The 23,552-nt window shown below is 77.5% G+C and carries 27 protein-coding genes; 13 read left to right on the forward strand and 14 right to left on the reverse strand.

What is annotated here, in order from left to right; all coding sequences use genetic code 11:
* The first annotated feature begins 165 nt into the window (after positions 1-165).
* Both ABQ292_RS06360 and ABQ292_RS06365 read left to right on the forward strand, forming a co-directional pair.
* Positions 166-675 carry a DinB family protein gene (locus tag ABQ292_RS06360; RefSeq protein ID WP_369204394.1) on the forward strand — a complete coding sequence of 170 codons (510 nt, stop codon included), beginning with the start codon at positions 166-168 and terminating at the stop codon, positions 673-675.
* Positions 676-1,066: 391 nt separating this feature from the next.
* Entirely contained in the window at positions 1,067-1,237 is a 171-nt protein-coding gene (locus tag ABQ292_RS06365; RefSeq protein ID WP_369204396.1) for a hypothetical protein, read from the forward strand.
* Positions 1,238-1,261: 24 nt separating this feature from the next.
* Here ABQ292_RS06365 and ABQ292_RS06370 read toward each other — a convergent pair whose 3' ends face one another.
* The 4 genes from ABQ292_RS06370 to ABQ292_RS06385 form a co-directional block, all read right to left on the reverse strand.
* On the reverse strand, positions 1,262-2,722 hold the full coding sequence (locus ABQ292_RS06370; protein WP_369204398.1) for a hypothetical protein: 1,461 nt from the start codon (positions 2,720-2,722) through the stop codon (positions 1,262-1,264).
* Between the two features lie 8 nt (positions 2,723-2,730).
* Positions 2,731-4,257 (reverse strand): leucyl aminopeptidase family protein, encoded by a 1,527-nt coding sequence (locus ABQ292_RS06375; protein WP_369204400.1) that lies wholly within the window; start codon positions 4,255-4,257, stop codon positions 2,731-2,733.
* Between the two features lie 89 nt (positions 4,258-4,346).
* Positions 4,347-4,514: a DUF3117 domain-containing protein gene (locus ABQ292_RS06380; RefSeq protein WP_012947303.1), complete on the reverse strand. Its 168-nt coding sequence runs from the start codon at positions 4,512-4,514 to the stop codon at positions 4,347-4,349.
* A 117-nt stretch (positions 4,515-4,631) separates the two neighbouring features.
* A complete protein-coding gene (locus tag ABQ292_RS06385; RefSeq protein WP_369204404.1) occupies positions 4,632-5,189 on the reverse strand; it encodes a DNA-3-methyladenine glycosylase I in 558 nt (185 codons plus the stop codon).
* Positions 5,190-5,260: 71 nt separating this feature from the next.
* Here ABQ292_RS06385 and ABQ292_RS06390 point away from each other — a divergent pair, with 71 nt between their 5' ends.
* A complete protein-coding gene (locus ABQ292_RS06390; RefSeq protein WP_369204406.1) occupies positions 5,261-6,322 on the forward strand; it encodes an NAD-dependent epimerase/dehydratase family protein in 1,062 nt (353 codons plus the stop codon).
* 28 nt (positions 6,323-6,350) lie between these two features.
* Here ABQ292_RS06390 and ABQ292_RS06395 read toward each other — a convergent pair whose 3' ends face one another.
* Positions 6,351-7,724: a hypothetical protein gene (locus tag ABQ292_RS06395; RefSeq protein WP_369204408.1), complete on the reverse strand. Its 1,374-nt coding sequence runs from the start codon at positions 7,722-7,724 to the stop codon at positions 6,351-6,353.
* Positions 7,725-7,843: 119 nt separating this feature from the next.
* Here ABQ292_RS06395 and ABQ292_RS06400 point away from each other — a divergent pair, with 119 nt between their 5' ends.
* Genes ABQ292_RS06400 through ABQ292_RS06410 form a run of 3 tightly spaced genes read left to right on the forward strand, consistent with a single transcriptional unit; the run spans position 7,844 to position 9,337 of the window.
* Positions 7,844-8,497: a glycosyltransferase family 2 protein gene (locus ABQ292_RS06400; RefSeq protein ID WP_369204410.1), complete on the forward strand. Its 654-nt coding sequence runs from the start codon at positions 7,844-7,846 to the stop codon at positions 8,495-8,497.
* A complete protein-coding gene (locus ABQ292_RS06405) occupies positions 8,494-9,183 on the forward strand; it encodes a TIGR04282 family arsenosugar biosynthesis glycosyltransferase (RefSeq protein WP_369204412.1) in 690 nt (229 codons plus the stop codon). The genes ABQ292_RS06400 and ABQ292_RS06405 overlap by 4 nt, the downstream gene beginning before the upstream one ends.
* Positions 9,184-9,226: 43 nt before the next feature.
* Positions 9,227-9,337 (forward strand): molybdopterin-dependent oxidoreductase, encoded by a 111-nt coding sequence (locus tag ABQ292_RS06410; RefSeq protein WP_369204552.1) that lies wholly within the window; start codon positions 9,227-9,229, stop codon positions 9,335-9,337.
* Between the two features lie 86 nt (positions 9,338-9,423).
* On the opposite strand, the gene ABQ292_RS06415 is transcribed toward ABQ292_RS06410, so the two are convergent.
* Entirely contained in the window at positions 9,424-12,231 is a 2,808-nt protein-coding gene (locus ABQ292_RS06415; RefSeq protein ID WP_369204414.1) for a fibronectin type III domain-containing protein, read from the reverse strand.
* A gap of 119 nt (positions 12,232-12,350) precedes the next feature.
* The gene (locus tag ABQ292_RS06420; protein WP_369204416.1) at positions 12,351-13,241 is read right to left on the reverse strand and encodes a DMT family transporter; all 891 of its coding nucleotides are present in this window, start codon (positions 13,239-13,241) and stop codon (positions 12,351-12,353) included.
* A gap of 110 nt (positions 13,242-13,351) precedes the next feature.
* On the opposite strand from ABQ292_RS06420, the gene ABQ292_RS06425 reads away from it, so the two are divergent.
* The 5 genes from ABQ292_RS06425 to ABQ292_RS06445 all read left to right on the forward strand — a co-directional run bounded on the left by ABQ292_RS06425 (position 13,352) and on the right by ABQ292_RS06445 (position 15,916).
* A complete protein-coding gene (locus ABQ292_RS06425) occupies positions 13,352-13,648 on the forward strand; it encodes a hypothetical protein (protein WP_369204418.1) in 297 nt (98 codons plus the stop codon).
* A gap of 10 nt (positions 13,649-13,658) precedes the next feature.
* Positions 13,659-14,321: a LysE family translocator gene (locus tag ABQ292_RS06430; protein ID WP_369204420.1), complete on the forward strand. Its 663-nt coding sequence runs from the start codon at positions 13,659-13,661 to the stop codon at positions 14,319-14,321.
* 66 nt (positions 14,322-14,387) lie between these two features.
* Positions 14,388-14,660, forward strand: coding sequence for a hypothetical protein (locus tag ABQ292_RS06435; protein WP_369204422.1), 273 nt, complete (start codon positions 14,388-14,390; stop codon positions 14,658-14,660).
* Positions 14,661-14,723: 63 nt separating this feature from the next.
* Entirely contained in the window at positions 14,724-15,191 is a 468-nt protein-coding gene (locus tag ABQ292_RS06440; protein WP_369204424.1) for a DUF2243 domain-containing protein, read from the forward strand.
* Positions 15,188-15,916, forward strand: a complete 729-nt coding sequence (locus ABQ292_RS06445; protein ID WP_369204426.1) for a cytochrome c oxidase assembly protein — start codon at positions 15,188-15,190, stop codon at positions 15,914-15,916. The genes ABQ292_RS06440 and ABQ292_RS06445 overlap by 4 nt, the downstream gene beginning before the upstream one ends.
* Positions 15,917-15,928: 12 nt before the next feature.
* On the opposite strand, the gene ABQ292_RS06450 is transcribed toward ABQ292_RS06445, so the two are convergent.
* From ABQ292_RS06450 to dapE, 6 genes are all read right to left on the reverse strand, one after another.
* On the reverse strand, positions 15,929-17,008 hold the full coding sequence (locus tag ABQ292_RS06450) for a hypothetical protein (RefSeq protein ID WP_369204428.1): 1,080 nt from the start codon (positions 17,006-17,008) through the stop codon (positions 15,929-15,931).
* Positions 17,005-17,517, reverse strand: a complete 513-nt coding sequence (locus ABQ292_RS06455) for a SigE family RNA polymerase sigma factor (protein ID WP_369204430.1) — start codon at positions 17,515-17,517, stop codon at positions 17,005-17,007. Before ABQ292_RS06455 ends, ABQ292_RS06450 begins: the two co-directional genes overlap by 4 nt.
* 103 nt (positions 17,518-17,620) lie before the next feature.
* Positions 17,621-18,085 (reverse strand): SRPBCC family protein, encoded by a 465-nt coding sequence (locus tag ABQ292_RS06460; protein WP_369204432.1) that lies wholly within the window; start codon positions 18,083-18,085, stop codon positions 17,621-17,623.
* Positions 18,078-18,488, reverse strand: coding sequence for a DivIVA domain-containing protein (locus tag ABQ292_RS06465; RefSeq protein WP_369204434.1), 411 nt, complete (start codon positions 18,486-18,488; stop codon positions 18,078-18,080). The genes ABQ292_RS06460 and ABQ292_RS06465 overlap by 8 nt, the downstream gene beginning before the upstream one ends.
* Positions 18,489-18,497: 9 nt before the next feature.
* Complete coding sequence (locus ABQ292_RS06470; protein ID WP_369204436.1) at positions 18,498-19,340, reverse strand: LOG family protein; 843 nt, start codon at positions 19,338-19,340, stop codon at positions 18,498-18,500.
* Between the two features lie 10 nt (positions 19,341-19,350).
* Entirely contained in the window at positions 19,351-20,457 is a 1,107-nt protein-coding gene (dapE, locus tag ABQ292_RS06475) for a succinyl-diaminopimelate desuccinylase (protein WP_369204438.1), read from the reverse strand.
* A gap of 168 nt (positions 20,458-20,625) precedes the next feature.
* On the opposite strand from dapE, the gene dapD reads away from it, so the two are divergent.
* Positions 20,626-21,606, forward strand: a complete 981-nt coding sequence (gene dapD / locus ABQ292_RS06480; RefSeq protein WP_369204440.1) for a 2,3,4,5-tetrahydropyridine-2,6-dicarboxylate N-succinyltransferase — start codon at positions 20,626-20,628, stop codon at positions 21,604-21,606.
* A 7-nt stretch (positions 21,607-21,613) separates the two neighbouring features.
* On the opposite strand, the gene ABQ292_RS06485 is transcribed toward dapD, so the two are convergent.
* Positions 21,614-22,720: an alpha/beta fold hydrolase gene (locus tag ABQ292_RS06485; RefSeq protein WP_369204442.1), complete on the reverse strand. Its 1,107-nt coding sequence runs from the start codon at positions 22,718-22,720 to the stop codon at positions 21,614-21,616.
* 145 nt (positions 22,721-22,865) lie between these two features.
* Between ABQ292_RS06485 and ABQ292_RS06490 the strand changes: the two genes are divergently transcribed.
* Positions 22,866-23,540 carry a hypothetical protein gene (locus tag ABQ292_RS06490; RefSeq protein WP_369204444.1) on the forward strand — a complete coding sequence of 225 codons (675 nt, stop codon included), beginning with the start codon at positions 22,866-22,868 and terminating at the stop codon, positions 23,538-23,540.
* Positions 23,541-23,552: the final 12 nt, after the last annotated feature.

Here is a 23,552-nt window from a genome sequence, read left to right on the forward strand (position 1 = left end):
CTTCCGGACCCGTGAACCCACCCCTGACCACGCTCTTCTTGCGCAAGAGGCGCTACTGCAGATGGCGCGGCGGCGGGTCAGCGCCCCAGCGGCGGCTCACCGCGGTGACCCCGCGGCCGCCCGAGCCGGCCCGCCCGTGTCAGCGCCGCGTGCGAGGGTCGGCCGGTGCGCACCGATCCGCCGGAGTCCGCCTCCGAGACCGCCCAGCTGACCGGCTTCCTCGACCACCAGCGCGCGACGCTGCTGCTGAAGACGGAGGGGCTGACCCGCGAACAGCTGGCACGGCAGCACGCGCCGTCGTCGATGACGCTCGCCGGGCTGCTGTACCACCTGGCCCACGTCGAGGAGTCCTGGTCGGTGGAGGAGTTCTCGGGGCAGCCGCTGCCCGACCCGTGGCCGGGCATGGACTGGTCGGCCGACCGGGACCGGGAGTGGCACGTCGCCGTCGACCTCGAGCCCGACGAGCTGCGCCGCCGCTACGAGGAGGCCTGCCGGCGCACGCGGGAGGTGGTCGCGGCCACCAGCGACCTCGACGCGCTGTCGGCCGGGTCGCTGCGCAACGGCAACCGCTTCAGCCTGCGGTGGATGCTGCTGCACCTGCTCGAGGAGACCGCCCGGCACAACGGACACGCCGACCTCCTGCGAGAGGCGGTCGACGGCGCCGTCGGCGAGTGAACGGGAACGCCGGACGAACCGGCGGGCCCGCCGGGCGTGAACACCAGGGTGACTCCCTCCCCGTCCCCGATCGGTGGACCGGAGGGTCGGGGCGCGGCACCGTCGTGGACTCGCTGGACGGCCGCGTCCGCACCCGCACGGCCGACGTCCACGCCGCCGCGCTGGACGACAGCGGGCAGGACCGCAGCGGGAACGGCGACCGCTGGACCCGCTACGAGGACGGCCGGCGGCATCGGCTCGCGGGGGACGTCGGCCGGTGGTGCGACACCGTGGACCCCGTCGACCGCGACCTGCTGGACCGGGCGCACGGCACGGTCATCGACGTCGGCTGCGGCCCCGGCCGGCTGGTCGCCGAGCTCACCCACCGGGCCGGCAGGCGCTGGGCCTCGACGTGTCCCCGGCCGCCGTCCGGCTCACCCAGGACGCCGGGGTCGCAGCCATCCGCCTGGCCGACGGCAACGTCGGCTGGGACGGGGTGGGTACCCCGGCCGCCGGTGCCGGACTGTCCCTCACCGAACGGTGGACCCGCGACGGCCGCTGGTTCGCCACCCCGACCCGCTGACCGACGCCGCCGACGCGGGACGCCTCAGCCCCGCGCCGCCCCCAGGCCCAGCACCGCGGCCAGCCCCAGCGCGCTGCGCGGGGCGTAGGCCGTGCGCCACAGCCCGCCGTGGACGGCGGCGTGCGCCTCGTCCTGCCACGGGTGCTCGTGCCGCGGCCCGCCGCCGGTGTGCAGGTCGTGCACCAGCAGCGCGGCCATGAGCACGTTCGACGTCGCCGGCTCGAACACCTCGACGCCGAAGCGGTGCGCCCCGGCGTACGCGGCGGCCAGCGCGCGGTTCTTCACCACCGAGCGGGTGCGGGTGGGCGGCGCCACGTTCATCGACACCGTGGTCCCGGCCGCCCGCGCCACCGTCGCCCGCCACCGCTGCAGCCGCTTGGCCAGCGCGTAGTTCGGCCCCTGCTGGGCGACCAGGTCGTCGCTGATGCCGGGGTCGGCGCCGGGCACGTAGGCCCGCTGGAGCAGCCGCCCGGCCGAGAGGGTCCGCAGCGGACGGCCGACCAGCTTGCCGAACCGCGACCGGCCCGCGTAGTTGCGCACCGACTGCGCGACGGCCTCCCCCGGGACGGCGAAGACGTCGGTGGGGGTGGCGAGGAAGGCCAGCGCCGTCTGCGACCGGGCGGTCTGCAGGCGCTGGGTGAGCGCGTCGACGGCGGCCGACACCCGCACGTTGGTGGCGCCGTCGGCGTAGACGTAGTTCCCGAGGACCAGCTCGCCGGGCAGCCCGGTCAGCCAGTCGCTGACGGCGGGCACCTCGCGCACCAGGTCGGCCCCCGCGGCGGCAGGGAGCTCCGCGTCGCCCCCGGTCGGCACCAGCAGCGTGCCGGCGCCGCGGCGGGCGGTGTCGAGGACCCGACGCCACAGGTCCGGCCGCGGCAGGTCGACGCCGGCCACGGTGGCGCCCCAGCGCAGCAGCGCGGTCAGCGGCCCCATCTCCGCCCCGGCACCGAGCACCGCCACCGTGCGCCCGGGCAGCGCCAGCCACTCCGGGTGCGCGACCACGGTGCGCACCGCCTCGGCCGCCGAGGGCTCCATGACGCCGCCCTCGACCCAGGTGTCCAGCCGCCGCAGCAGGTCGTCCCCGCGCAGCCGCCGGCCGGAGAAGGGCAGCGTGAACTCGCGCTCGGGCTCGGCCTGCCCGGACACCTCGCGCGTCCCCAGCGACCGCGCCGCGGGTGCGGTGAGCAGCGCGCCCAGGGGCCGCTCACCCTCGTCGCCGGCCACCCGGAGCCGGCCGGAGACGGCGTCGAGCCCGGCGCCGGCGACGGTCAGCGCCGCCTCCGGGGAGGCCAGCCCCGCCTCGACCAGTCGGCGGAAGTGCACGAGGTACCCGGCCCGCCAGTTGGTCTCCTGCTCGGCCGCGCGGGCGCCGACCGGGTCGACCGGGCGCAGCGCGTCGGCCACCACCGCCCGCCCGAGCGCCGCGGTGCTGCGCCGCCCGTCGGGGCCGGCGGGGAAGACGACGCCGGTGTCGTCGCTGCTCACGGGGCTCCTCAGTCGATGGTGGTGGGCGGCGGGTCGACCGGTGCACCGGCCTCCAGCCAGCGCAGCAGCGTGCGGGCGCCGAAGCCGGTACCGCCCTTGACCACCTCGGCGTCGTCGGAGCCGGCCCGCGCCGGGCCGGCCACGTCCAGGTGCGCCCAGGGCAGGTCGCCGGCGAAGGGCCGCAGGAACAGCGCGGCGGTGGTGCCGCCGGGGTTGCCCGGGGCGTTGTTGGCGTCGGCGACGGCGCTGTCGAGCAGGTCGGCGTACTCCTCGGCCAGCGGCATCCGCCACAGCCGCTCGCCGGCGTGCAGGGCCGCGGTGGACAGCGCGGTGGCCAGCCCGTCGGTGGTGGCGTACAGCCCCGCCGTCCGCGTGCCGAGCGCGACCTTCATCGCGCCGGTCAGCGTGGCCACGTCGACCAGCACCGTGGCGCCCAGCTCCAGTCGCGCCCACGCCAGGCCGTCGGCGAGCACCATGCGGCCCTCCGCGTCGGTGTTCTGCACCTCGGTGGTGCGCCCGCCGACGTGCCGGACGACGTCGGCGGGCCGGTACGACGACCCCGACACCGCGTTCTCCGCGGCCGGGACGACGGCGGCCACCGCGACCGGGAGCTCGAGCCGGGCCGCGGCGTCGACGGCGGCGAGCACCGCGGCCCCGCCGGCCATGTCCGTCTTCATCTCGCGCATGCCGGCGGTGGGCTTGATCGAGAGGCCGCCGGTGTCGAACGTGATGCCCTTGCCCACGAGCACCGGCCGGGCCGGGCCGGCACCGGGCGGCTGGTAGGCGGCGACGACCACCCGCGGCGGGGACGCCGAGCCGCCGCCCACGGCGAGCACGCCGCCGAAGCCGCCGTCGGCGAGCTCCTCGGGGCCGAGCACGGTGACGGTGACGTGCGGCAGCCCGGCCAGCCGCTGCACGGCCTGCCCGGCCAGCCACGCCGGGTCCTTGGTGTTGCTCGGGGTGTTGACCAGGTCGCGCGCCCAGGCGACGGCCGCGCCGGTGACCTCGCCGGCGCGGGCGGCGGCTCCCACGGCCGGGTCGGCGCCGTCGGTGGCGACGACGGTGACCGTGGCCAGCCGCGCCGGGTGCGGCGTGGAGGTCTCGCGGAAGCGGTAGCCGGCCAGCAGCGCGGCCTCCACGGCGGCGCGCACCTCGTCGGCGCCGGCGGGCGCGGCCTCGCCGTCGACGGGCAGCACCAGCCGGGTGGCCCCGGACTCGGCGAGCGTCTGCGCCCGGCGGACGGCGGTGGCGACGTAGGACCGCAGGTCCGGGAGGGTCCCGTCGCCCAGGCCGACGGCGACGACGCTGCGCGGGCGGCGGCCGGGCACGGGCAGGTTGGTGACGGCACCGGTCTTGCCGGTGTTGCCGGTGTCGCGCAGGGCGCCGGCGAGCAGCTCGGCCGGTACCGGCGGGTCGGTGCCGGGCGCCGGGAAGGTCAGCCAGGCGGGGAGCGTGCCGCCGGTGCCGACCGGGACGGCCAGGACGTCGTCCTCCCCGAGCGGGGGCAGGGTGGTGAGCAGGTCGACCCGCGGCAAGGGGGCGGCCCCGGTCGCCGGCGTGTCGCCGGCGGCCGGGGCCGCGTCGTCCTGCGCGGGGCTGCCCGAGGGCAGGCTCGCGGAGGCGTTCAGCTGGTCGCGCCCTTCAGGGCCTCGGAGAGCGCCGCGGCCTCGTCGGGCGACAGCTCGACCACCAGGCGACCGCCGCCTTCGAGCGGCACCCGCATGACCAGGCCGCGCCCCTCCTTGGTGACCTCCAGGGGACCTTCACCCGTGCGCGGCTTCATGGCCGCCATGCGTGCCTCCTTCGCCGGCCACCCGCGACCCTCTGGAGGTGCGGTGTGGCTGTCCTTCGTGCAGTGAGCTCCGCAGCAATGATCCCGTATCCCCGCCGGGGAACCAACCTGGGCCCCCTAGGGGGTGGCCCGGAAGCAGGTGCTCACGTGGTCGTCGACCATGCCCGTGGCCTGCATGAGCGCGTAGGCGGTGGTCGGTCCGACGAACGCGAAGCCGCGCCGCTTGAGCTCCTTCGCCATCGCCGCCGACTCCGGACTGGTGGCCGGGACGTCGGCCAGCGTGGCCGGCCGCGGGCGGGGCCCGGACGGCGCGAAGGACCACAGCAGCTCCGACAGGCCCTCCGGGACCTGCTGGGCGGCGCGGGCGTTGCGGACGGCGGCGGTGATCTTCGCGCGGTTGCGGACGATGCCGGCGTCGGCCAGCAGCCGGGCCTCGTCGTCGGCGGTGAACTCCGCGACCGCGTCGATCGAGAAGCCCGCGAAGGCGGCGCGGAACGCCGGCCGCTTGCGCAGGATGGTGATCCACGACAGGCCCGACTGGAACGCCTCGAGGCAGAGCCGCTCGAACAGGGCGTCGTCGCCGTGCAGCGGCGTGCCCCACTCCTCGTCGTGGTAGCGGACGTACTCGGGGGCGCTGTCGCCCCAGGCGCAGCGCACGCGGCCGGCGGGATCCACGGTGCCGACGCTAGCGGCGGGCACCGACGTCGCCGGGCGGCCGCCGCGGACGGGACGTAGCGTCGCCGTCCGTGCGCGTCCTGGTCACCGGCGGAGCGGGCTTCATCGGCTCGCACGTCGCCGTCGCCTTCCGGGACGCCGGCCACGAGGTGCGGGTGCTCGACGCGCTGCTGCCCGCCGTCCACCCGCCCTACCCCGACGGGCCGCCGCGGGCCGAGGGCGTGGAGCTGGTGGTGGGCGACGTCCGCGACCGCGGCGCCGTCGACCGGGCGCTGGACGGCGTCGACGCCGTCTGCCACCAGGCGGCGATGGTCGGCCTCGGCGTCGACGTGCAGGACATGCCCGCGTACGCCGGCATCAACGACCTCGGCACCGCCGTCCTGCTCGCCGCGATGGCCTCGGCCGGGATCGGCCGGCTGGTGCTGGCCGGGTCGATGGTCGTGTACGGCGAGGGCCGCTACGAGTGCCCCGAGCACGGGCGCGTGCCGGCCGCACCGCGCCGCCGGGCCGACCTCGACGCCGGCCGGTTCGAGCCGCCCTGCCCGCGCTGCGGCCGGCAGCTGGCCTGGGGGCAGGTGGGCGAGGACACCCCGCCCGACCCGCGCAACGCCTACGCCGCCACGAAGCTCGCGCAGGAGCACCTCGCGGCCGCCTGGGCCGGCGCGACCGGCGGCGGCGCGGTCTCGCTGCGCTACCACAACGTCTACGGCCCGCACATGCCGCGCGACACCCCCTACGCCGGGGTCGCGGCCGTCTTCCGGAGCGCGCTGGAGGCCGGGCGCGCGCCGCGGGTGTTCGAGGACGGCGGCCAGCAGCGCGACTTCGTGCACGTGCGCGACGTCGCCGCGGCCAACCTCGCCGCGCTGGGGGCGACCCCGCCGGAGTCGGCGCTGCGGGCCTACAACGTCGCGTCGGGCACGCCGCACACCGTCGGCGACATGGCCCGGGCGCTGGCCGGCGCGATGGGCGGACCCGCGCCCGAGGTCACCGGCGAGTACCGGCTCGGCGACGTCCGGCACGTGGTGGCCAGCCCGGCGCGGGCGGCCGCGGAGCTCGGCTTCCGGGCCGCGGTGGACCTCCCCGACGGCGTCCGCGAGTTCGCCACCGCACCGCTCCGGCCGGCGCCGCGCTGACCCACCACTCGAGGCGGACCACCCCACGTCACCACTCGAGGCGGACGGCCACCTCGACCGCGACCGCGAGGACCGCGGAGGCGGCCAGCCAGCCGCGGCGCTGCCGGGCGGGCAGCGCCGCGGTCGCGGCGAGCAGCCACACGGTGAACGGCAGCCAGATGCGCTCGACCTCCCCGCGCACCAGGCCGGTGAGGTCGCTGACCAGCACGGCGCCGAGCACCGCGGCGCAGACGGCCGCGACCCGGCCGCGGCGCAGGCAGGCCAGCCCGGCCACCGCGGCCGGCCCCACGGCGACGGCCGCGGCCGCGAGGTTGGCGACGAGGAAGTACGGCAGCGGCCGGTCGGCGTAGGACGGGCCCGACCGGGTGCGTTCGGCCGCCGCGACCAGCCCCTCGAACCAGGAGTACCCGCCGACCTGGAACAGCCCGACGACGGCGAGCACCCCGGCCGCGGCGACCGCCAGCAGCCGCACGGTGCGGACGGGTCCGAGCCGCCGGGCGTGCACGAGGACGACGGTGAGCGCCAGCAGGCCCAGCGAGGTCAGCCCGAAGGAGAGGAACAGCGCCGTCCCGAGCACCAGCCCGCCGGTCCCCGCGAGGGCGTCGGCGCCCCGGCCCGGGGTCCGCGCCGCCGCGAGCGCCAGCAGGGCCACGCCCCACGCGAACACGCCGGCGAACAGCGCGTCGGCGCTGGTGGCCACCCACAGCGCCGTGGGCGCGAGGACGGCGAACGGCGCCACCACCCGCGGCACGGTCTCGCCGCCGGTGACCGCCCGCAGGGTCACCAGGACCGCGGGCACCGCGAGCGCCCCGCCCGCGACGCACAGCGCGGCCGCCCACCCGAGGCCCGGCAGCCCGAGGCGGTCGAGCAGCACGAAGGCCAGCAGCGCACCGGGCGGGTGACCGGAGACGTGCGTCGTCCACGGGTCGGCGCAGTCGGCGGGCACGTGCTGCGTGAAGGTCGGCAGGAAGGTGCCGAGGTCGCCGACCCGGGGCACGTCCTCCGGGTACTCGAAGCGGCCGGCCAGCGGCTCGGGCAGCCGTTCCCAGCCGCTGGACAGCGCGAGCGCGACCGCCCACAGCGCCGTGGCGCCGGCCGACCCGGCGAGCAGCGCCCCCCAGCCCAGCCGGGCGGCCAGTGCCGGCCCCCAGAGGACGCCGGCGGCGGCCACGGCGACCGGCAGCAGCACCCGCGGCGTGAGGACGACGTCGAACCCGCCGCGCAGCACGTGCCCGCCGAGCAGGTGCAGCACCGTGCCGCCCTCGGCCAGCCGGTGGCCGACGAGGCCGACGCCGAGGACGGCGAGCGCGGCCAGGACGACGGCGGACCCGGGCACCCACGGGGGGACGGCGCGGTCGGCCGACGACGCCGGGGCGTCCCGGTCCGCGCGCACGGTGCTCACCGGCGCCGAGGCTAGGCGGGGGGCGGACCGCGCGCCCGGCAGCGGGAACGGGCCGTCCGGACCGGTCACCTCCCACGGACGCCGGGCGGTGTCCCCCTCTCCACGGCTACGGTCCGCAGGTGCCCGACGTCGTCCTGCCCTGCCTCGACGAGGCCGGCGCACTCCCCTGGGTCCTCGGCCGGCTGCCGGCCGGCTACACCGCGATCGTCGCCGACAACGGCTCCACCGACGGCTCGCCCCGGATCGCCGCCGACCTCGGGGCCGCGGTCGTGCACGTGCCGCAGCGGGGCTTCGGCGCCGCCGCGCACGCCGGCCTGGAGGCCGCCACCGCCGACGTCGTCTGCTTCTGCGACGCCGACGGCTCCATGGACCCCGCCCAGCTGCCCCGGGTGGCCGACCCCGTGCTCGCCGGGGACGCCGATCTCGTGCTCGGCCGCCGCCGGCCCACCGCCCGCGCCGCGTGGCCGCCGCACGCCCGGGTGGCCAACACCGCCCTGTCGATGGTGCTGCGCCGGCGCACCGGCCTGCGGCTGCACGACCTCGGCCCCATGCGCGCGGGCCGGCGCGAGGCGCTGCTCGGGCTGGGGCTCACCGACCGCCGGTTCGGCTACCCGCTGGAGATGGTCACCAGCGCCGCCGACGCCGGGTGGCGGGTCCGCGAGGTCGACGTCGACTACGCCGTCCGGGCCGGGGGCACCCGCTCGAAGGTCACCGGGACCGTCCTGGGCACCGTCCGCACGATCCGCGACATGCGCGCGGTGCTGACGCGGTGAGCGCCGCCCTCGCCGCCCAGCTGCTCGTCGTCACCAGGGCCCCGGTCCCCGGGCGCAGCAAGACCCGTCTCACCCCGCCGTGCACGCCCGGCCAGGCCGCGGCGATCGCGGCAGCCGCGGTCTCCGACACCCTCGACGCGGTCCGCGCCACACCGGTGGCCCGCCGGGTGGTGGCCCTCGACGGCGCGCCCGGTGACCTGGACCTGTCCGGCTGCACGGTCGTCCCCCAGGTCGACGGCGACCTCGGCACCCGGCTGGCGGCCGCGTTCGCCGACGCGATGGGACCCGTCGGCAGCCTGCCCACCCTGCTGATCGGCATGGACACCCCGCAGGTGACACCGGCGCTGCTGGCCGCGTGCCTGGACCGGCTGCTGACGGGCGACCGGGGGACGGCGGTCCTCGGCACCGCCCCCGACGGGGGCTGGTGGGCGCTCGGCCTGCACTGCGCCGCCGCGGCCGGTGTGCTCCCGGACGTGCCCATGTCGCGCGCGGACACCGGCGAGCGCACCCACGCGGCGCTCGAGGACGCCGGGCTCACCGTGCTCGACCTGCCGGAGCTGGCCGACATCGACCACTTCCCCGACGCGCTGTCGGTGGCCGACGCCTGCGCGCCCGGCACCCGCACCGCCCGGGTGGTCGCCGAGGTCGCCGCCGCGCTCGGCGCGGCCGCGCCGACCTGCCGGTGACCCGGGCGGGCCGCACGCCGCCGACCCGCGGACCCTGCTGGCGCTGGCCGGGCAGCCGCTCCCGCCCGGCCACGGGTACCCGGTGTGGCTGGTCGCGCCGAGCCGGCCGGGCGTCAGGCGGACCGAGTGGCTGCCCCGGGTGCGCCCGGCGTGAGCGGCGACGACCGGCTCGCGACCGCGGACCCCGCCCCGCGGCGCTCGTCGGGGCGGCCGTCGCGGTGCTGCGCGACCGGCGCCGGGTCAGCCGCGCGGCACCGACACCGTCCCGTCGGTGAGGTCCTTGGCGTAGAGGTCGCGCAGCCGGTTGGTGTCGGTCGCCGTCAGCGCCTGCGACGTCGTCACCAGCACGCGGTCGCCGTCCACGGCCGTCAGCCGGCCGTACTCGGCAGCCGTGACCGCGCCGGTGGGGCCGGTCGTCGCGCGGCCACCGGCGTCGGCGGTGACCAGGGTCAGCCCACCGCCGCCGACGTCGCGGCGGTAGTGGTCGGTGTGGCCGTTGCCGTCGGCCGGCAGGGCGGCCGCGGCGGTGGCGTAGAAGCCGTACCGGCCGGTCGGGTCGAGCTCGACCCGGTGCTCCCACACCGTCGTCTGCCCACTGCCCATCGCGACGACGGCGCCGGTGGCGGTGTCCACGCGGTACGCCAGGCCGGTCGACCACGCGGCGGTCGGCGTCGGCGTGGTCACCTTCGCGGCGGTCACGAGGGCGACGTAGCGGCCGTCGTCGCTGATGGCGACGTCCCCGGCGTCGCGGTACACGCCGTACTCCGTCGTCCGGCCGCCCGCGACGACCGACGAGACGACGACGGCCTGCCCGGCGCCCGCTCCCGACAGCGTCTTGCGGTACAGGACGACCGGGCCGTTGGTCGCGGCCGCCGGGAAGAGCGCGAACCGGCCGTCGGGGGTGACGGCGAGGGCGGGACCGGTGGCGGTGCGCCCGAGCTCCCCGCCGGCCGTCGAGGTCGAGACCCGGGTGACCGCGCCGGTCGACACGCGCTTGGCGAACACGTCGACGGCACCGTTGGTGTCACCGGGCACCAGGTCGGGGCGGGCCGAGTAGAAGAGCACCAGGTCGCCGTCGCCGGAGGCGACCACCGTCGGGCTCGTCGCGTGCACGGCCGCGCCGCCCTGCAGGACGGTGCCCGCGACCGAGGCGTGCACCCGGCCGCCCGCCGGCACGCTGACCAGCTCCCAGGTGCCGGTGCGGGTGTCGAGCCGGTAGACGTCGGGGAGGCGGTTGGTGTCGCTCGTGACCAGCGCCGCGGACGTGGCGAGGGCGACGAAGCGGCCGTCGTCGCTGACCGCCGGCGCCGCGGCGTTGGTCGGGTCGCCGCTGCCCGTGGCCGACGCCGGCAGCGGCGCGATGCGCCGTGCTGTGCCGGCGGACCGGTCGAGCAGGTACAGCTCGTAGGCGGTGTTCGTGTCGGCCGCCTCCCAGCGGGCCGACGTGCCGATGACGACGAACCGGCCGTCCGCGCCGGCGGCGACCCCGCCGCTCTGCCCGGCGCCCTCCGCGGGCACCCGCGCGGCCACCGGGACGACGGCGACCTCGGCGGAGGGCGCCGAGACCTGCCCGGCGGCGTCGACGGCCACCACCCGGAGGCGGTGCTCGGTGCCGTTGACCAGCCCGGGCACGGTCGCCTGCGTGACCGGTGCGGCGACCGTGGCGAGGACGCCGCCGTCCTCGGCGAGCACGCGGTACCCGGTGACGTCGGGCTCCGGGACGGCGTCCCACCGCACCGTGGCCCGGCCGTCCCCGGCGACCGCGGTGACACCCGTGGGTGCGGCGGGTGCGCGGTCGGGAGTCGGGGTGGCCGGCACCGCGGGGTCGCTGGGGTCCGACGCGTTGCCGTGCCCGTCCACCGCGACCAGCCGGTAGGCGTAGGTGGTGTCGTCGACGACGCCGGTGTCGCTCCACGTCGTCCCGCCCACCCGGGCCACCTCCACCTCATCGCGCAGCACGACGTAGACGGCGACGTCGGGCTCGGGGTTCGGCGCCCACGCGAGGTCGACCTGCCCGTCCCCGGGGGTCGCCTCCAGCCCGGTCGGGGTCGTCGGCGCGGTCGTGTCCGTGGGCCGCGCCGTGACCTCGGGGTCGCTGGGATCCGACGCGTTGCCGTGCCCGTCCACCGCGACCAGCCGGTAGCCGTAGGTGGTGTCGTCGACCACGCCGGTGTCGCTCCACGTCGTCCCGCCCACCCGGGCCACCTCCACCTCATCGCGCAGCACGACGTAGACGGCGACGTCGGGCTCGGGGTTCGCCGTCCAGGACAGGTCCACCCGCCCGTCGCCGGGGACGGCGGTGAGGCCGGTCGGCGTCCCCGGCGGCGTCAGGTCGAACGGCCGGGCGGAGGCCACGGGGGCGGAGCTCGCCGACCGGTTGCCCGAGGTGTCGTGCGTCTGCACCGTGTAGCCGTAGGTCCGGTCGGCGACCACCGCGGTGTCGGTCCAGGAAGCCGTGGCTCGTCCGGCGAGCAGCCCCGTCACCGGGACGCCGTCGCGCAGCACGCGGTAGCCGTCGGCGTCCGCGTCGGCGCTGTTCGGCGTCCACGTGACCACCACCCGCAGGTCGCCGGCGGTCGCGACGACCCCGGTGGGGGCGGCGGGGGCGACGGAGTCGCGCGGGGTGCCCGTCACCGGGGTGCTCCCGGTGGTGCCGACGCCGGAGGACCCGAGGAACGACGTCTTCGTGCGGACGGTGACCTGGTACGGGTGGCCGTTCGTCAGACCGGTGACGACCGCGCTGGTGCCGGTGGGGCTGGCCCTGAGGACGTCGTCGAGGAAGACGTCGTAGCCGGAGACGAAGCCCTCGGTCGACGCCGTCCAGGACACGGTGAGCGTGCGGTCGGAGCCCACGGCGGAGACCCCGGTCGGCGGCACGGGGTCGGCGAAGCTCGCCGGCGCGAGGTCCGGGCCCGGCGCGACCGGGCCGGAGCCGGCGCCGGTCAGCGCGACGACGCCGAGGACCACCCCGGCCAGCAGGCGGACAGCCCACGGGCGCGGACGTCGCCGTCGCCGTCCGCCGGGTCCGTCGTCCTCGTGCCGGGCCACCGTCGCCTCCGCTCGGCACCGGTCGGGCGGGGTGCCGCGAGAGGAGTCGGCCGGCGCGGCGCGATGTTGAGTCCGGTCCCGTCCCGGAACACCCCGCCTCCCGCGGACGGGCGGCGGGGTCAGGGGATGGCGGTGTCCACGACAGCGGGGGCCGGGGCGTTGCGCCGCGTCGCCAGCACGCAGCCGAGCAGCACCAGGGGCAGCCCCACGGCCAGGCCCAGGGTGAAGGGCTCGTCGAGCAGCAGCACGCCCGCGAGCACCGCGACGGCCGGGTTGACGAAGGTGATCACCAGCGCCCGCTGCGGGCCGACCTCGCGGATGAGCGCGAAGAACAGCACCAGTGCCAGCGCGGTGCACACGACGCCCAGAGCGGCCAGCGACGCCTGCGCCCGCACCGGCGCCGCGGTCACCTGGCCGATCCGCGGCAGCGCGAACGGCGCGTACACCAGCGCGGTGACCACCAGCGCGATCGCGCTCACCGCCACGCCGGGGACGTCGGCCAGCGCGCGGCTGGCCACCAGCGGCGCGGTGCCGTACCCGATGACGACGAGCACGACCGCCAGCACCGGCAGCAGCGCGACACCCTCGACGTCGAACCCGAGCAGCGCCACGATGCCGACCACGCCGAGCCCCATGCCGGCCAGCCGCACCCGCGTCAGCCGCTCCTCGTCCCCCACCAGCCGGGCGGCCAGCGCGGCGACGAAGGGCACCGAGGCCACGAGCAGCCCGGTGAGCGAGCTGGACAGCGTGTCCTCGGCGTAGGAGAGCAGCATCCACGGCCCGGTCATCTCCAGCACCGTGAACAGCAGCAGCGCCCGCCAGTGCCGCAGCGCCGGGCGCACCTGGCCGCGGGCGAGCGTCCACGGCAGCAGCAGCGCCGCCCCGACGACGCAGCGGGTGAAGACGACGACCACCGGCGAGGTCTCCTCGACGGCGACCTTGATGAGCAGGTAGGGCACGCCCCAGATCACCGACATCGCCAGGAACAGCACCCATCCGCGACGGCTCACCGGCCGCCTCCGTCCCGCTCGCGCACCCGGCCATCCTGACGGCCCCGGCGTCCGGCCCGTCGGCCACCCTGGCGCCGCGCCCGCGATCCCGCCCGCCACCAGGAGGTCTCGTGCCCCGCGTCCTGCTCCACGTCGTCCACCACCCGCACCCCGAGCACCTCGACGACCTGCTCGCCGCCATGCGGCGGCTCACCGCCGCCGCGGAGGGGCTGGACGGCCTCGAGGAGATCGGCGCGTTCCTCGACCGGGACGCGATGCAGGTCATCGCCATCTCGGTGTGGTCGTCGGCCGAGACGCTGCAGGCCGGGAGCGCCACGCTGTTCGCCGGCCTGGGCGACGTCCCGTTCGACGAGTGGGAGCGCCGGCCCAGCGAGCTCCTGACGCTGCCGGAGGTCGCCGGCGGCTAGCGTGACCGGCGTGGACGGGGCGGGCTACGGGACGTTCGTCGTCCTCGCCGTCGTCCTGGTGCTCGTCCCCGGACCCGACTTCGCCGTGGTCGTCCGCAACACCCTGGCCGGCGGGCGCGGTCGCGGCGCCTGGAGCGCCGTCGGCATCACCGTGTCCAACGTCCTCCAGGGGACGGCGGCCGCGACCGGGCTGGCGGCGGTGGTCGTCCGCGTCGAGCCGCTGTTCGAGGCCATCCGCTGGCTCGGGGTCGCCTACCTCGGGTTCCTGGCGGTGCAGGCGTTCCGGTCCGCGGTCCGCGGCAGCTACCCCGCCCTCGACGGCGACGGCGACGGCGACGGCGACGGCGACGACGACGACGGCGGGACGACGGCGGGACCGCGTGCCCGGGCCGGCCTGCGTCAGGGCTTCCTCTCCAACATCACCAACCCGAAGGTGCTGGCGTTCTACCTCGCCGTGCTGCCGCAGTTCCTCGGGCCGGGCACCGCCGTCCCCGTGCTCCTGGCCTACGCGCTCACCCACGCGGTGGTCGGGCTCGGGTACCTGCTCCTGCTGGTCGCGGTCCTGCACCGGGCGCGGCGGGTGCTCGCCCGCCGCCCGGTCCGCCGTGCCCTCGACGCGTTCACCGGCTGTGCCCTGCTGGCCTTCGGCGTCCGCCTCGCCGCGGACCGCTAGGACCCCGCGGGCCGGGCGGGCGGAGGGTCCTGCGGAGAGCGGACCGGCTCCGCTGCACTCCTCGCCGTGACCGCCGACTACCGCCTCGCCACCCTGGTCGACGCCCTCGCCGGCGAGCCGGGCGTCACGCCGCCGCAGCCCGGTGGATGCCGGTTCGGCTCCACGGCGCTGGAGGTCGGCGGGGCGGTCGTCGCGATGGTAGTCGACGGCGCGGGCAGCCCCTTCCCCAACGGCCGGGGACAGCCGATGCGCGAGTGGGTCGCCCTCGGCGACCACGCCGCGGGCGACCTGCCCCTGGCCCGCGAGGCGCTGGCCTTCGTCGCCGCCGGCCGCCGCTGACCGGTTTCCGACCCGACGTCGACGGGCAGCGACCGGGGACAGCGACGACGGGAGGACTCCCCGGTGGCCGAGGCACACGCGCGCCCCCCGGCCCGGCGGCGGCTGCTGGTCTCCGGCCTGCTGCTGGGCCTGGGCACGGCGGGAGCGGTCGACGAGATCGTGTTCCACCAGCTGCTGCACTGGCACCACTTCTACGACCGGGCCAGCGGCGCGGCCGGGCTGGTCTCCGACGGCCTGCTGCACGCCGGCACCTTCTCCGCGGCCGTGGCGGGCATGGCGCTGCTGGCCGACTCGCGGCGCCGCGGCCGGTTCGTCCCCGTGCTGTGGTGGGGCGCCGTCCTCACCGGGGTGGGCGCCTTCCAGGTGTGGGACGGCCTCGTGCACCACAAGCTGCTGCGGCTGCACCAGGTCCGCTACGGCGTCGACCTCACCGGCTACGACGTCGGCTGGATCGTGCCCGGCGTGCTGCTGCTGGCCGCCGGGGTCGCCCTGCTCCTGCGCGCCCGGGCCCGGCCGGTCCCCGCGACGTGACGGCGGCCGCGCTCGGCGTCCTGCTGGCCGCGGGCACCGGGTACGTCGCCGCCACCTGGCGCTGCCGCAGCCCCTGGCCGCTGGCCCGCACGGCGGCGTGGCTGCTCGCCCTGGCCGCCGCGGGGGTCGCCGTCGCGGGCCCGGCGCAGGCCCACCACGACCTGCGTGCGCACATGGCCGGGCACCTGCTGCTGGGCATGGTCGCGCCGCTGCTGCTGGTGCTCGCCGCCCCGGTCACCCTGGCGCTGCGCGCACTGCCCCCGGCAGGCGCCCGCCGGCTGTCCCGGCTGCTGCGCACCCCGCCGGCGCGCCGGCTGGCCGACCCGCTGGTCGCCGTCCCGCTCAACGCCGCGGGGCTGTGGCTGCTCTACGGCACCGGCCTGCACACCGCCCTCGCCGGACGTCCGGCGCTGACCGCCCTGGTGTGGGCGCACCTGCTGGTCGGCGGGTACCTCGCCACCGCCTCCGTGCTGGCCGTCGACCCCGCGCCGCACCGCCGCCCGGTGGCCGTGCGCGCCGTCGCGCTGGCCGGCGGCGCGGCCGCCCACGACGTCCTGGCGAAGGCGCTCTACGCGTACCCGCCGGCGGGCACGGTCGGCGCCGAGGCCGGCGCGCGGCTGATGTACGACGGCGGCACCGTGCTGACCCTGGTCACCGCCGCGCTGCTGTGGCGCCGCTGGTACGTCAGCCGGGACGCCGTGCGGGCGGCGGCCCGGCCCGCGTAGCGGTCCGGCGCCTCAGTCCGGGACCTCCGGCCCGCCGGTCACCTGCTGGGCGCAGGCGGCGAGCACGGCGTCGTAGGCGGCGTGCGCGACCGCCACCTCCTCGTCGCCGGCCCCGCCCTCGACCACCGGGTAGCCGTACTCGTACCCGCCGTCGGGGCGGACGGTGAGGACGAAGCCCTGCGGCAGCAGGCATGCGGCCAGGCGCTCGCGCACCTCCGGGTCGGTGGTGGCGAGCACGGCGGCCACGGTGGCGCGGGGGTCGACCGGCGGCGGCGCCGAGGCGTCCGTCAGCGGCACGGGCCGCACCGTGGCCCGCGTCGCCCCGTCCCGGCGGACGTCGACCGCCGCCACACCGAGGTACACCGGCGCGGGCACCTCGGCGACGAGGACGCCGTCGGCCCCGGTCAGGTCGGTCCACGCCCGCTCGACGTCCCCGCCGTCCACGGGCACCGAGCCCGGCGAGTACCGGGCGGTGTCACCGGGGCGGCTCACGACCACCAGCACCGGCGCGGGGCCGGCGGTGTCGAGCAGGGCCATCGGCTGGTCCTGCCCGCCCCGCTCGGGAGGCGCCAGGAGCGCGAGCTCGGCCGGGGCCGCGCCGGCCGGGCCACCGAACCAGGCGTACAGGAGCTGGCCCCGGTCCTCGCCCATGACCAGCGCCCAGCGCCGTCCGCCGGGCAGGTCGCCGGCGAAGAGCACCCGCCGGGTCGACGCCGGCGGGCTCAGCACCGCGCCCTCGACGCCCAGCGGCGCCGACCACTCGAGCGCGGCCACCCCGGCGACGAAGTCGCCGTCGCCGGCCAGCGAGCCGCGGGCGGGGAGGTCGTACAGGCCCGCCCCGGCGTCCTCCGCCTGCCCGGTGCTCCCGGTCGCGGCCTCACCCGCCGCGGGTCCGGCGTCGGGCAGCAGCGCCGGCACGGCTCCGGCGAGCACGGCCGCGGCAAGCAGCCCGCCGGCCCACGCGGCACGGCTGCGCCGCTGCCGCCGGGACAGCGCGATCGCGGCCGCGGCGGTGTCCTCCCCGCGCGGCCGGCCGGCCCCGGCGGCCAGCCGCTGCAGGGCGTCGCGGACGTCGAGGTCGGAGTCGGTCACGACGGCCTCCGGTCGGTCAGCGGGGTGGGTTCGGGATCCAGCGCCCGGCGTACGGCGGACAGGCCGCGGGCGGTGTGGGTGCGGACGGTGCTGGTCGAGCAGCCGAGCACGCGGGCGGTCTCGGTCTCGGTGAGGTCCTCGTAGAAGCGCAGGACGAGGACCGCGCGGGCCCGCGGCGACAGCAGGGCGAGGGCCCGGCGCAGCTCGTCGGCGAGGGCGTAGGCGTCCTGCCAGTCCCCGCCGGGCCGCTCGGGCAGCGTCTCGAGGACCTGCTCGCCGTGCCACAGCCGCCGTCGCCAGCTCAGGTGGCAGTTGAGCAGCAGCCGGCGCACGTAGGCGACCGGCACGTCGGCCCGCTGGACGCGGGCCCAGTGCCGGTGGGCCCGGGCGAGCGCGGTCTGCACGAGGTCCTCGGCGTGCCCGCGGTCGCCGGTGAGCAGGTAGGCGGTCCGCAGCAGCGCCGCCTCGTGGGCGACCACGAACGCCGTGAAGTCCCGGTCCGCGCTCATCGCCCTCCGCCTCGTCCGTCCCCCTGGTCAGGAGACCCGGTGGGCGGCCCGGATCCGTGACAGGGGGACGTCCCGATCCGGGAACGGACCGGGGGTACCCGGCTCAGCCGGGATACGCGCGGGCGAAGCGGGCGAACCGGCGCAGCGAGAGCCGCACCCCGACGACGACGAACGGCCTGGCCAGCGGCCAGCCCAGGGTGCCGAGCAGCCCGAAGGGCAGGTGGAGCCGCTCGGTCCAGACGAACTCGGTGTGCTCGCCCGAGGGCCGCACCTCGAAGATGCCGGGGCCGCGCACGATCCGGCCGGTGTGCTGCACGACCACGCGCCGGGGCGGGTCCCACTCGGTGACGACCATGGTGTCGAGGACGCCGAGGTGCCGCCCGCGCCGCCACGGCAGCGGGACGCCGGTGCGGGCGGCCAGCCGGCCGCCGACGCCCTGTGCGGGCCCGCTGACGGTCTCGACGTCGGTGGCCAGCATCCAGGCTCCCTGGGACGGCCAGTCGGTGAGCGCCGCCCACACGCGTTCCGGCGGCGCCTCGACCGTGACCCGCTCGACCAGCTCAGGCATCGTGGCCCGCTCCGTCCCCGGCCGCGGGAGCGGCCTGCTCGTCCTGCGTGCGACCGGCCGGCAGGGTGAGCCCCGGGTCGGTGTCGGCGTCGGCGGCCCGCGCCGGGTGGTCGTGCGCGGCGCGCAGCGCGGCGATGGTCTCGTCGCGCTCCTCGATCGTCTGGGCCAGCTGCTCGAGCAGCCAGTCCACCTCGGTCATGCGGTAGCCGCGCACGGCCACCGAGATCCGCAGGGCGCGCACGTCCTCGCCGGTGACCGGCCGGTCGTCGGGCAGCTCCACCGGGGAGCGGTCGAGGTCGGCCGGCGGCTGGGTCTCCCCGCGGCCGAGCAGCACCGAGCCGCCGAGGAACAGCAGCGCCCCGACGACGGCGACCGCGGCCAGCCCGACGAGGAAGGACAGCACCGGGCCCCCTCAGCCCTCGACCGGCTCGACCGGCCCGGACAGCGGCGACCGCATGCCCCCGCCGTTGTCACCCGGCGTCCCGGCCGCCTCGGCCGCCCGGATGTGGGCCAGCACCTCCTCGACGTCGTCGGTGACGGTGAACAGGTCCAGGTCGCCGGGGCTGATCGTCCCGGACTCGAGCAGCGCGCCGCGGATCCACTCCACCAGGCCCGACCAGTACGCGGTGCCGACCAGGACGACGGGGAAGCGGGTGACCTTGCGGGTCTGCACCAGGGTCAGCGCCTCGAACAGCTCGTCGAGCGTGCCGAAGCCGCCGGGGAGGATGACGAAGGCCTGCGCGTACTTCACGAACATCGTCTTGCGGACGAAGAAGTAGCGGAAGCTGATGCCGACGTCGACCCACTCGTTGAGCTCCTGCTCGAACGGCAGCTCGATGCCCAGGCCCACCGACAGCCCGCCGGCCTCGGAGGCGCCCCGGTTGGCCGCCTCCATCGCACCCGGCCCGCCGCCGGTGATGACCGCGTAGCCCGCGCGGGCGAGCGCCGCGCCGATCCGCACACCCGCCTCGTAGTAGGGGTGGTCGGGCTTCGTGCGGGCACTGCCGAAGACGCTGACCGCCCGCGGCAGCTCGGCGAGCAGGCCGAAGCCCTCGACGAACTCCGACTGGATGCGCAGCACCCGCCACGGGTCGGTGTGCACCCAGTCGGTGGGCCCGCGGCGGTCGAGCAGCCGCTGGTCGGTCGTCGTCCCGGCCGTCTGCGGGCCCGGCTCGCCGCCGCGCAGCACCACCGGACCGCGGTGGCGCGTCGGGCGGGGGTTCCGGCCGTCGGCGGGCGGGGGGATGGTCGTCATGCACTGCTCCTCAGGCGGTGGGCGTCGCCAGGTAGGCGGTCAGGGCGTCCTCGGCCGGCTGCAGGCGCTCGACCAGGACGTGCTCCTCGCGGGTGTGCGCGAGCTGCGGGTCGCCGGGGCCGTAGTTGACCGCCGGGATGCCGAGCGCGGCGAAGCGGGCCACGTCGGTCCAGCCGAGCTTGGCCCGCGCGGGCCTGCCGACGGCGGCGACGAACGCCGCGGCGGCGGGCTCGGACAGGCCCGGCAGCGCACCGCCGGCGTTGTCGGTGACGGTGAGGGTGGCCCCGGCGGCGATCACCTCGGCGAAGACCTCGCGCACGTGCGCCTCGGCGGCGTCCTCGTCCCGGTCGGGCGCGTAGCGGAAGTTGACCGTCAGCGCGGCCTCGTCCGGGATCACGTTGCCGGCCACGCCGCCGGAGATGCCGACCGCGTTGAGGCCCTCGCGGTAGCGGCAGCCGTCGATCTCCACCTCGCGCGCCTCGTAGGCGGCCAGCGCGGCCAGCGCCCCGGCCAGCCCGTGGACGGCGTTGACCCCGAGCCAGCTGCGCGCGCTGTGCGCCCGGCGGCCCCTCGTCTCCAGGCGGGCCCGCAGCGTGCCCTGGCACCCGGCCTCGATCTCGCCGTCGGTGGGCTCGAGCAGGACGGCGAGGTCGCCGTAGAGCCACCCCCGCCGCTCGCGGGCCACCCGGCCGAGGCCGCTCCGGACCGCCTCGACCTCCTCGTTGTCGTAGAGGACGAAGGTCAGGTCGTGCGCGGGCTGGGCACCGGGGACGCCGAAGCGCCCGGCCAGCCGCAGCATGACCCCGTCGCCGGACTTCATGTCGCTGGTGCCGCAGCCGTACAGCCGCCCGTCCTCCAGCCGGCTGGGCACGTTGTCGGCGATCGGCACGGTGTCGAGGTGCCCGGCCAGGACGACGCGGGTGTCGCGACCGAGGCTCGTGCGGGCGAGGACCGTGTCGCCGACCCGCTCGACCTCCAGCCCGCCGAGGGAACGCAGCGCCGTCTCGACCGCGTCGGCCAGCGCCCGCTCGTCCCCCGACACCGACGGGGTGTCCACCAGGACCCGGGTGACCGCGAGGACGTCGGCGGAGAGATCGAGTTCGGGCGGGTGGCTCACGGTGCCCGAGCCTACGGTGGGAGGACCTCGTCCTCCTCACCGTGGAAGGACCCTCCTGCCCCTCGGCGTTCGCGAGCTCACGGCGGGACCATGCAGGAGGGCCGGCGGCGAGCCTCGGGACGAGGCCGCGGCCGTGCCACCGCGCCAGGCTGGGTAGCGTCGACCCCCGTGACCGACCCCGCCGCCCGCTCCGCCGTCGCCACCGGTCTCTCGACCGTCACCGCCTCCGGGACCGTGCTCGACACCTGGTACCCCTCCCCCGCGCTCGGCGCCGGCGGGCCGGCCGGTACCCACCAGCTCGGCACGCTGGAGCTGGGCGGCGAGCTGGGCCACGAGTTCTCCGGCCTGGTGCGCAGCGACGAGGTGAGGGGCGTGGAGGTCGTCGGCGTCCGGACGGTGATCGCCGACCTCGACGCCCCGCCGGTCGACGCGCACGACGTCTACCTGCGGCTGCACCTGCTCTCCCACCGGCTGGTCCGGCCGCACGAGGTGAACCTCGACGGCGTCTTCGGCCTGCTGGCCAACGTGGCCTGGACCAGCGCCGGGCCGGTCCTGGCCGCCGAGCTCACCCCCGCACGGCGGGCGGCGCTGCGGGCGACGCGGGGGCACCTGACCGTGCTGTCGGTGGACAAGTTCCCGCGGATGGTCGACTACGTGCTCCCCTCGGGCGTGCGCGTCGCCGACGCCGACCGGGTGCGGCTGGGCGCCCACCTGGCCGAGGGGACGACGGTCATGCACGAGGGCTTCGTCAACTACAACGCCGGCACGCTGGGTCCCTCGATGGTCGAGGGCCGGATCAGCGCGGGCGTCGTCGTCGGTGCCGACAGCGACATCGGCGGGAGCGCGTCGATCATGGGCACGCTGTCGGGCGGTGGCAAGGAGGTCGTCTCCATCGGCACCGGCTGCCTGCTCGGCGCCAACTCGGGCATCGGCATCTCGCTCGGCGACGACTGCGTCGTCGAGGCCGGCTGCTACGTCACCGCCGGGTCGCGGATCACGCTGCCCGACGGCTCGGTGGTCAAGGGCCGCGAGCTGTCCGGGCGCGACGGGCTGCTGTTCCGCCGCAACAGCGTCTCGGGTGCGCTCGAGGCGCTGCCCCGCTCCGGTCAGTGGGGCGCGCTCAACACCGCCCTGCACGCGAACGCCTGACGCGGCCTCAGGCCAGGTTCGCGGGCTGCACCGCGGGGGCGTCGAGATGGTCGAGCAGGGCGTCGACGAACTCCTGCGGCCGCTCGACGTGCGGTGAGTGCCCGACCCCGGGCAGGGCCACCTCGCGGTAGGCGCCGCCGGTCGCGGCGTAGCGGTCGAGCACCGCGCGGGTCTGGGTGACCATCGGCTGCGGCGGGCAGGTCTCCTCCCCCGGCCAGCCGGGCACCGCCCCGAGCTGCCCGAGGAACGCCAGGTCGAAGGCCGAGGTGTCGGAGACGACCGCGTCGGCGTCACCGCGGATCCACAGCACCGGCGGCTTGGCCGGCAGGTCCACGACCCCGGAGACGTCGAAGACGGTCGGCGCCATGGTGTTGAGCACCCCGCGCGACCCGGGCGCCGTCCCCGGCCAGGTGGCGCTGGGCGCGCTGTCGCCGGGGTAGTGGTCCTCACCGGTGCGGGTCGAGAGCATCGCGGCGACGAAGACGTCCTCCAGCGCGGGGTCCAGCGGCAGCGACCCGGGCGCCACGTAGAAGGCGCGCAGGATCGACCGCGGGCTGGTGGGCGCGGCGTCGGAGGTGTCGCCGGCCGCCAGCGCCGCGACGAACTCCGGGTTGGCCGCGCCCCCGCCGGATCCCGCGCCGTCCTCGGCCAGCCGGCGGCCCTCCGTCCCGGCGGTGCCGCCGAAGCCGTAGGGCGACACCGGGGCCACCAGCGTCACCGACGCCACGCGGGCGGGGTCGTCGAGCAGCCGCTGCAGGACGACGCCGGCGCCCATGCTCCAGCCGACCAGGTGCACCCGGTCGAGGCCGAGCGCGTCGAGCAGCGCGCCGAGGTCGTCGGACCAGTCGCGCACCCCGCGGCGGGCGTCGACCGGCAGCGGGTCGGTGTCGCCGTAGCCGCGCAGGTCGACGGCGAGCACCCGGCGCCGCCCGGTCCCGTGCACCGCCAGCAGCGTGGGCTGCCAGAACAGCGAGGAGCTCACGTTGCCGTGCACGAACAGCACCGCCTCGCCGGGACCGGCCGGCTCGGTGCCCTCCGGGTGCACCACGTTCTGGGTGAGCCGCGCGGTGGACACCCGCGTGGCGGTGATCCCGGGGAGCAGGGCGTCGGGCACGGGGCCTCCTGAGCAGCAGCGACGTGGGCGGGCACACGCTAGCGATCACGGTCCGCCGGCGACAGCGGCCCGGCCGTCCCACCGGCCCCACCGGTCCACCCGACGTCCAGGGTGCTGCCAGGAGGCGCACCTACCCTCGGGGACGATGACCAGCGCACGGACCGGCCCCCGTCCGGCGGCCCGGCGTGCGCCGGCCCGGCGACCGTCACCCAGCCGCACCCCGGCGAGGCGGCCCCCGGCCAGGCGGCCCACCGGCAGCCGTCCGGCCGCGCGCGGACGCCGCAGCCGTGCTCTGGCGCTGCGCTCGTGGGGCCCCTTCTTCCTCGTGTGCGCCGTCCTGCTCGCCGTCCTGGTCTGGCGCGCGGACGGCGCCGCGCCCACGCGCACGGAGGTGTGCACGGTGCCCGCCAGCTCGGTGACCCTCTCGGCCGAGCAGGTGGAGAACGCCCGGACGATCGCACAGGTCGCCCGGGACCGCGGCCTGCCCGAGCGGGCGACCGTCATCGCCCTCGCCACCGCGATGCAGGAGTCGACGCTGCGCAACCTCGATCACGGCGACCGCGACTCGCTCGGCCTGTTCCAGCAGCGGCCGTCGCAGGGATGGGGCACGCCGGAGCAGGTGCAGGACCCGGTCTACGCGGCCGGCCAGTTCTACGACCGGCTGGTGCGCGTGCCCGACTGGGAGACCGGCGAGCTCACCCTCGTGGCCGACGCCGTGCAGCGCTCGGCGTTCCCGCTCGCCTACGGACGCTGGAGCGACTTCGCCCGGTCCCTGACCGCTGCCCTGCGCTCCGACGACTTCCAGCGCAACTGCGCCTGAGCGGCGGCCGCC

It is taken from the genome of Geodermatophilus maliterrae (assembly GCF_041018925.1).
Lineage (GTDB): Bacteria > Actinomycetota > Actinomycetes > Mycobacteriales > Geodermatophilaceae > Geodermatophilus > Geodermatophilus maliterrae.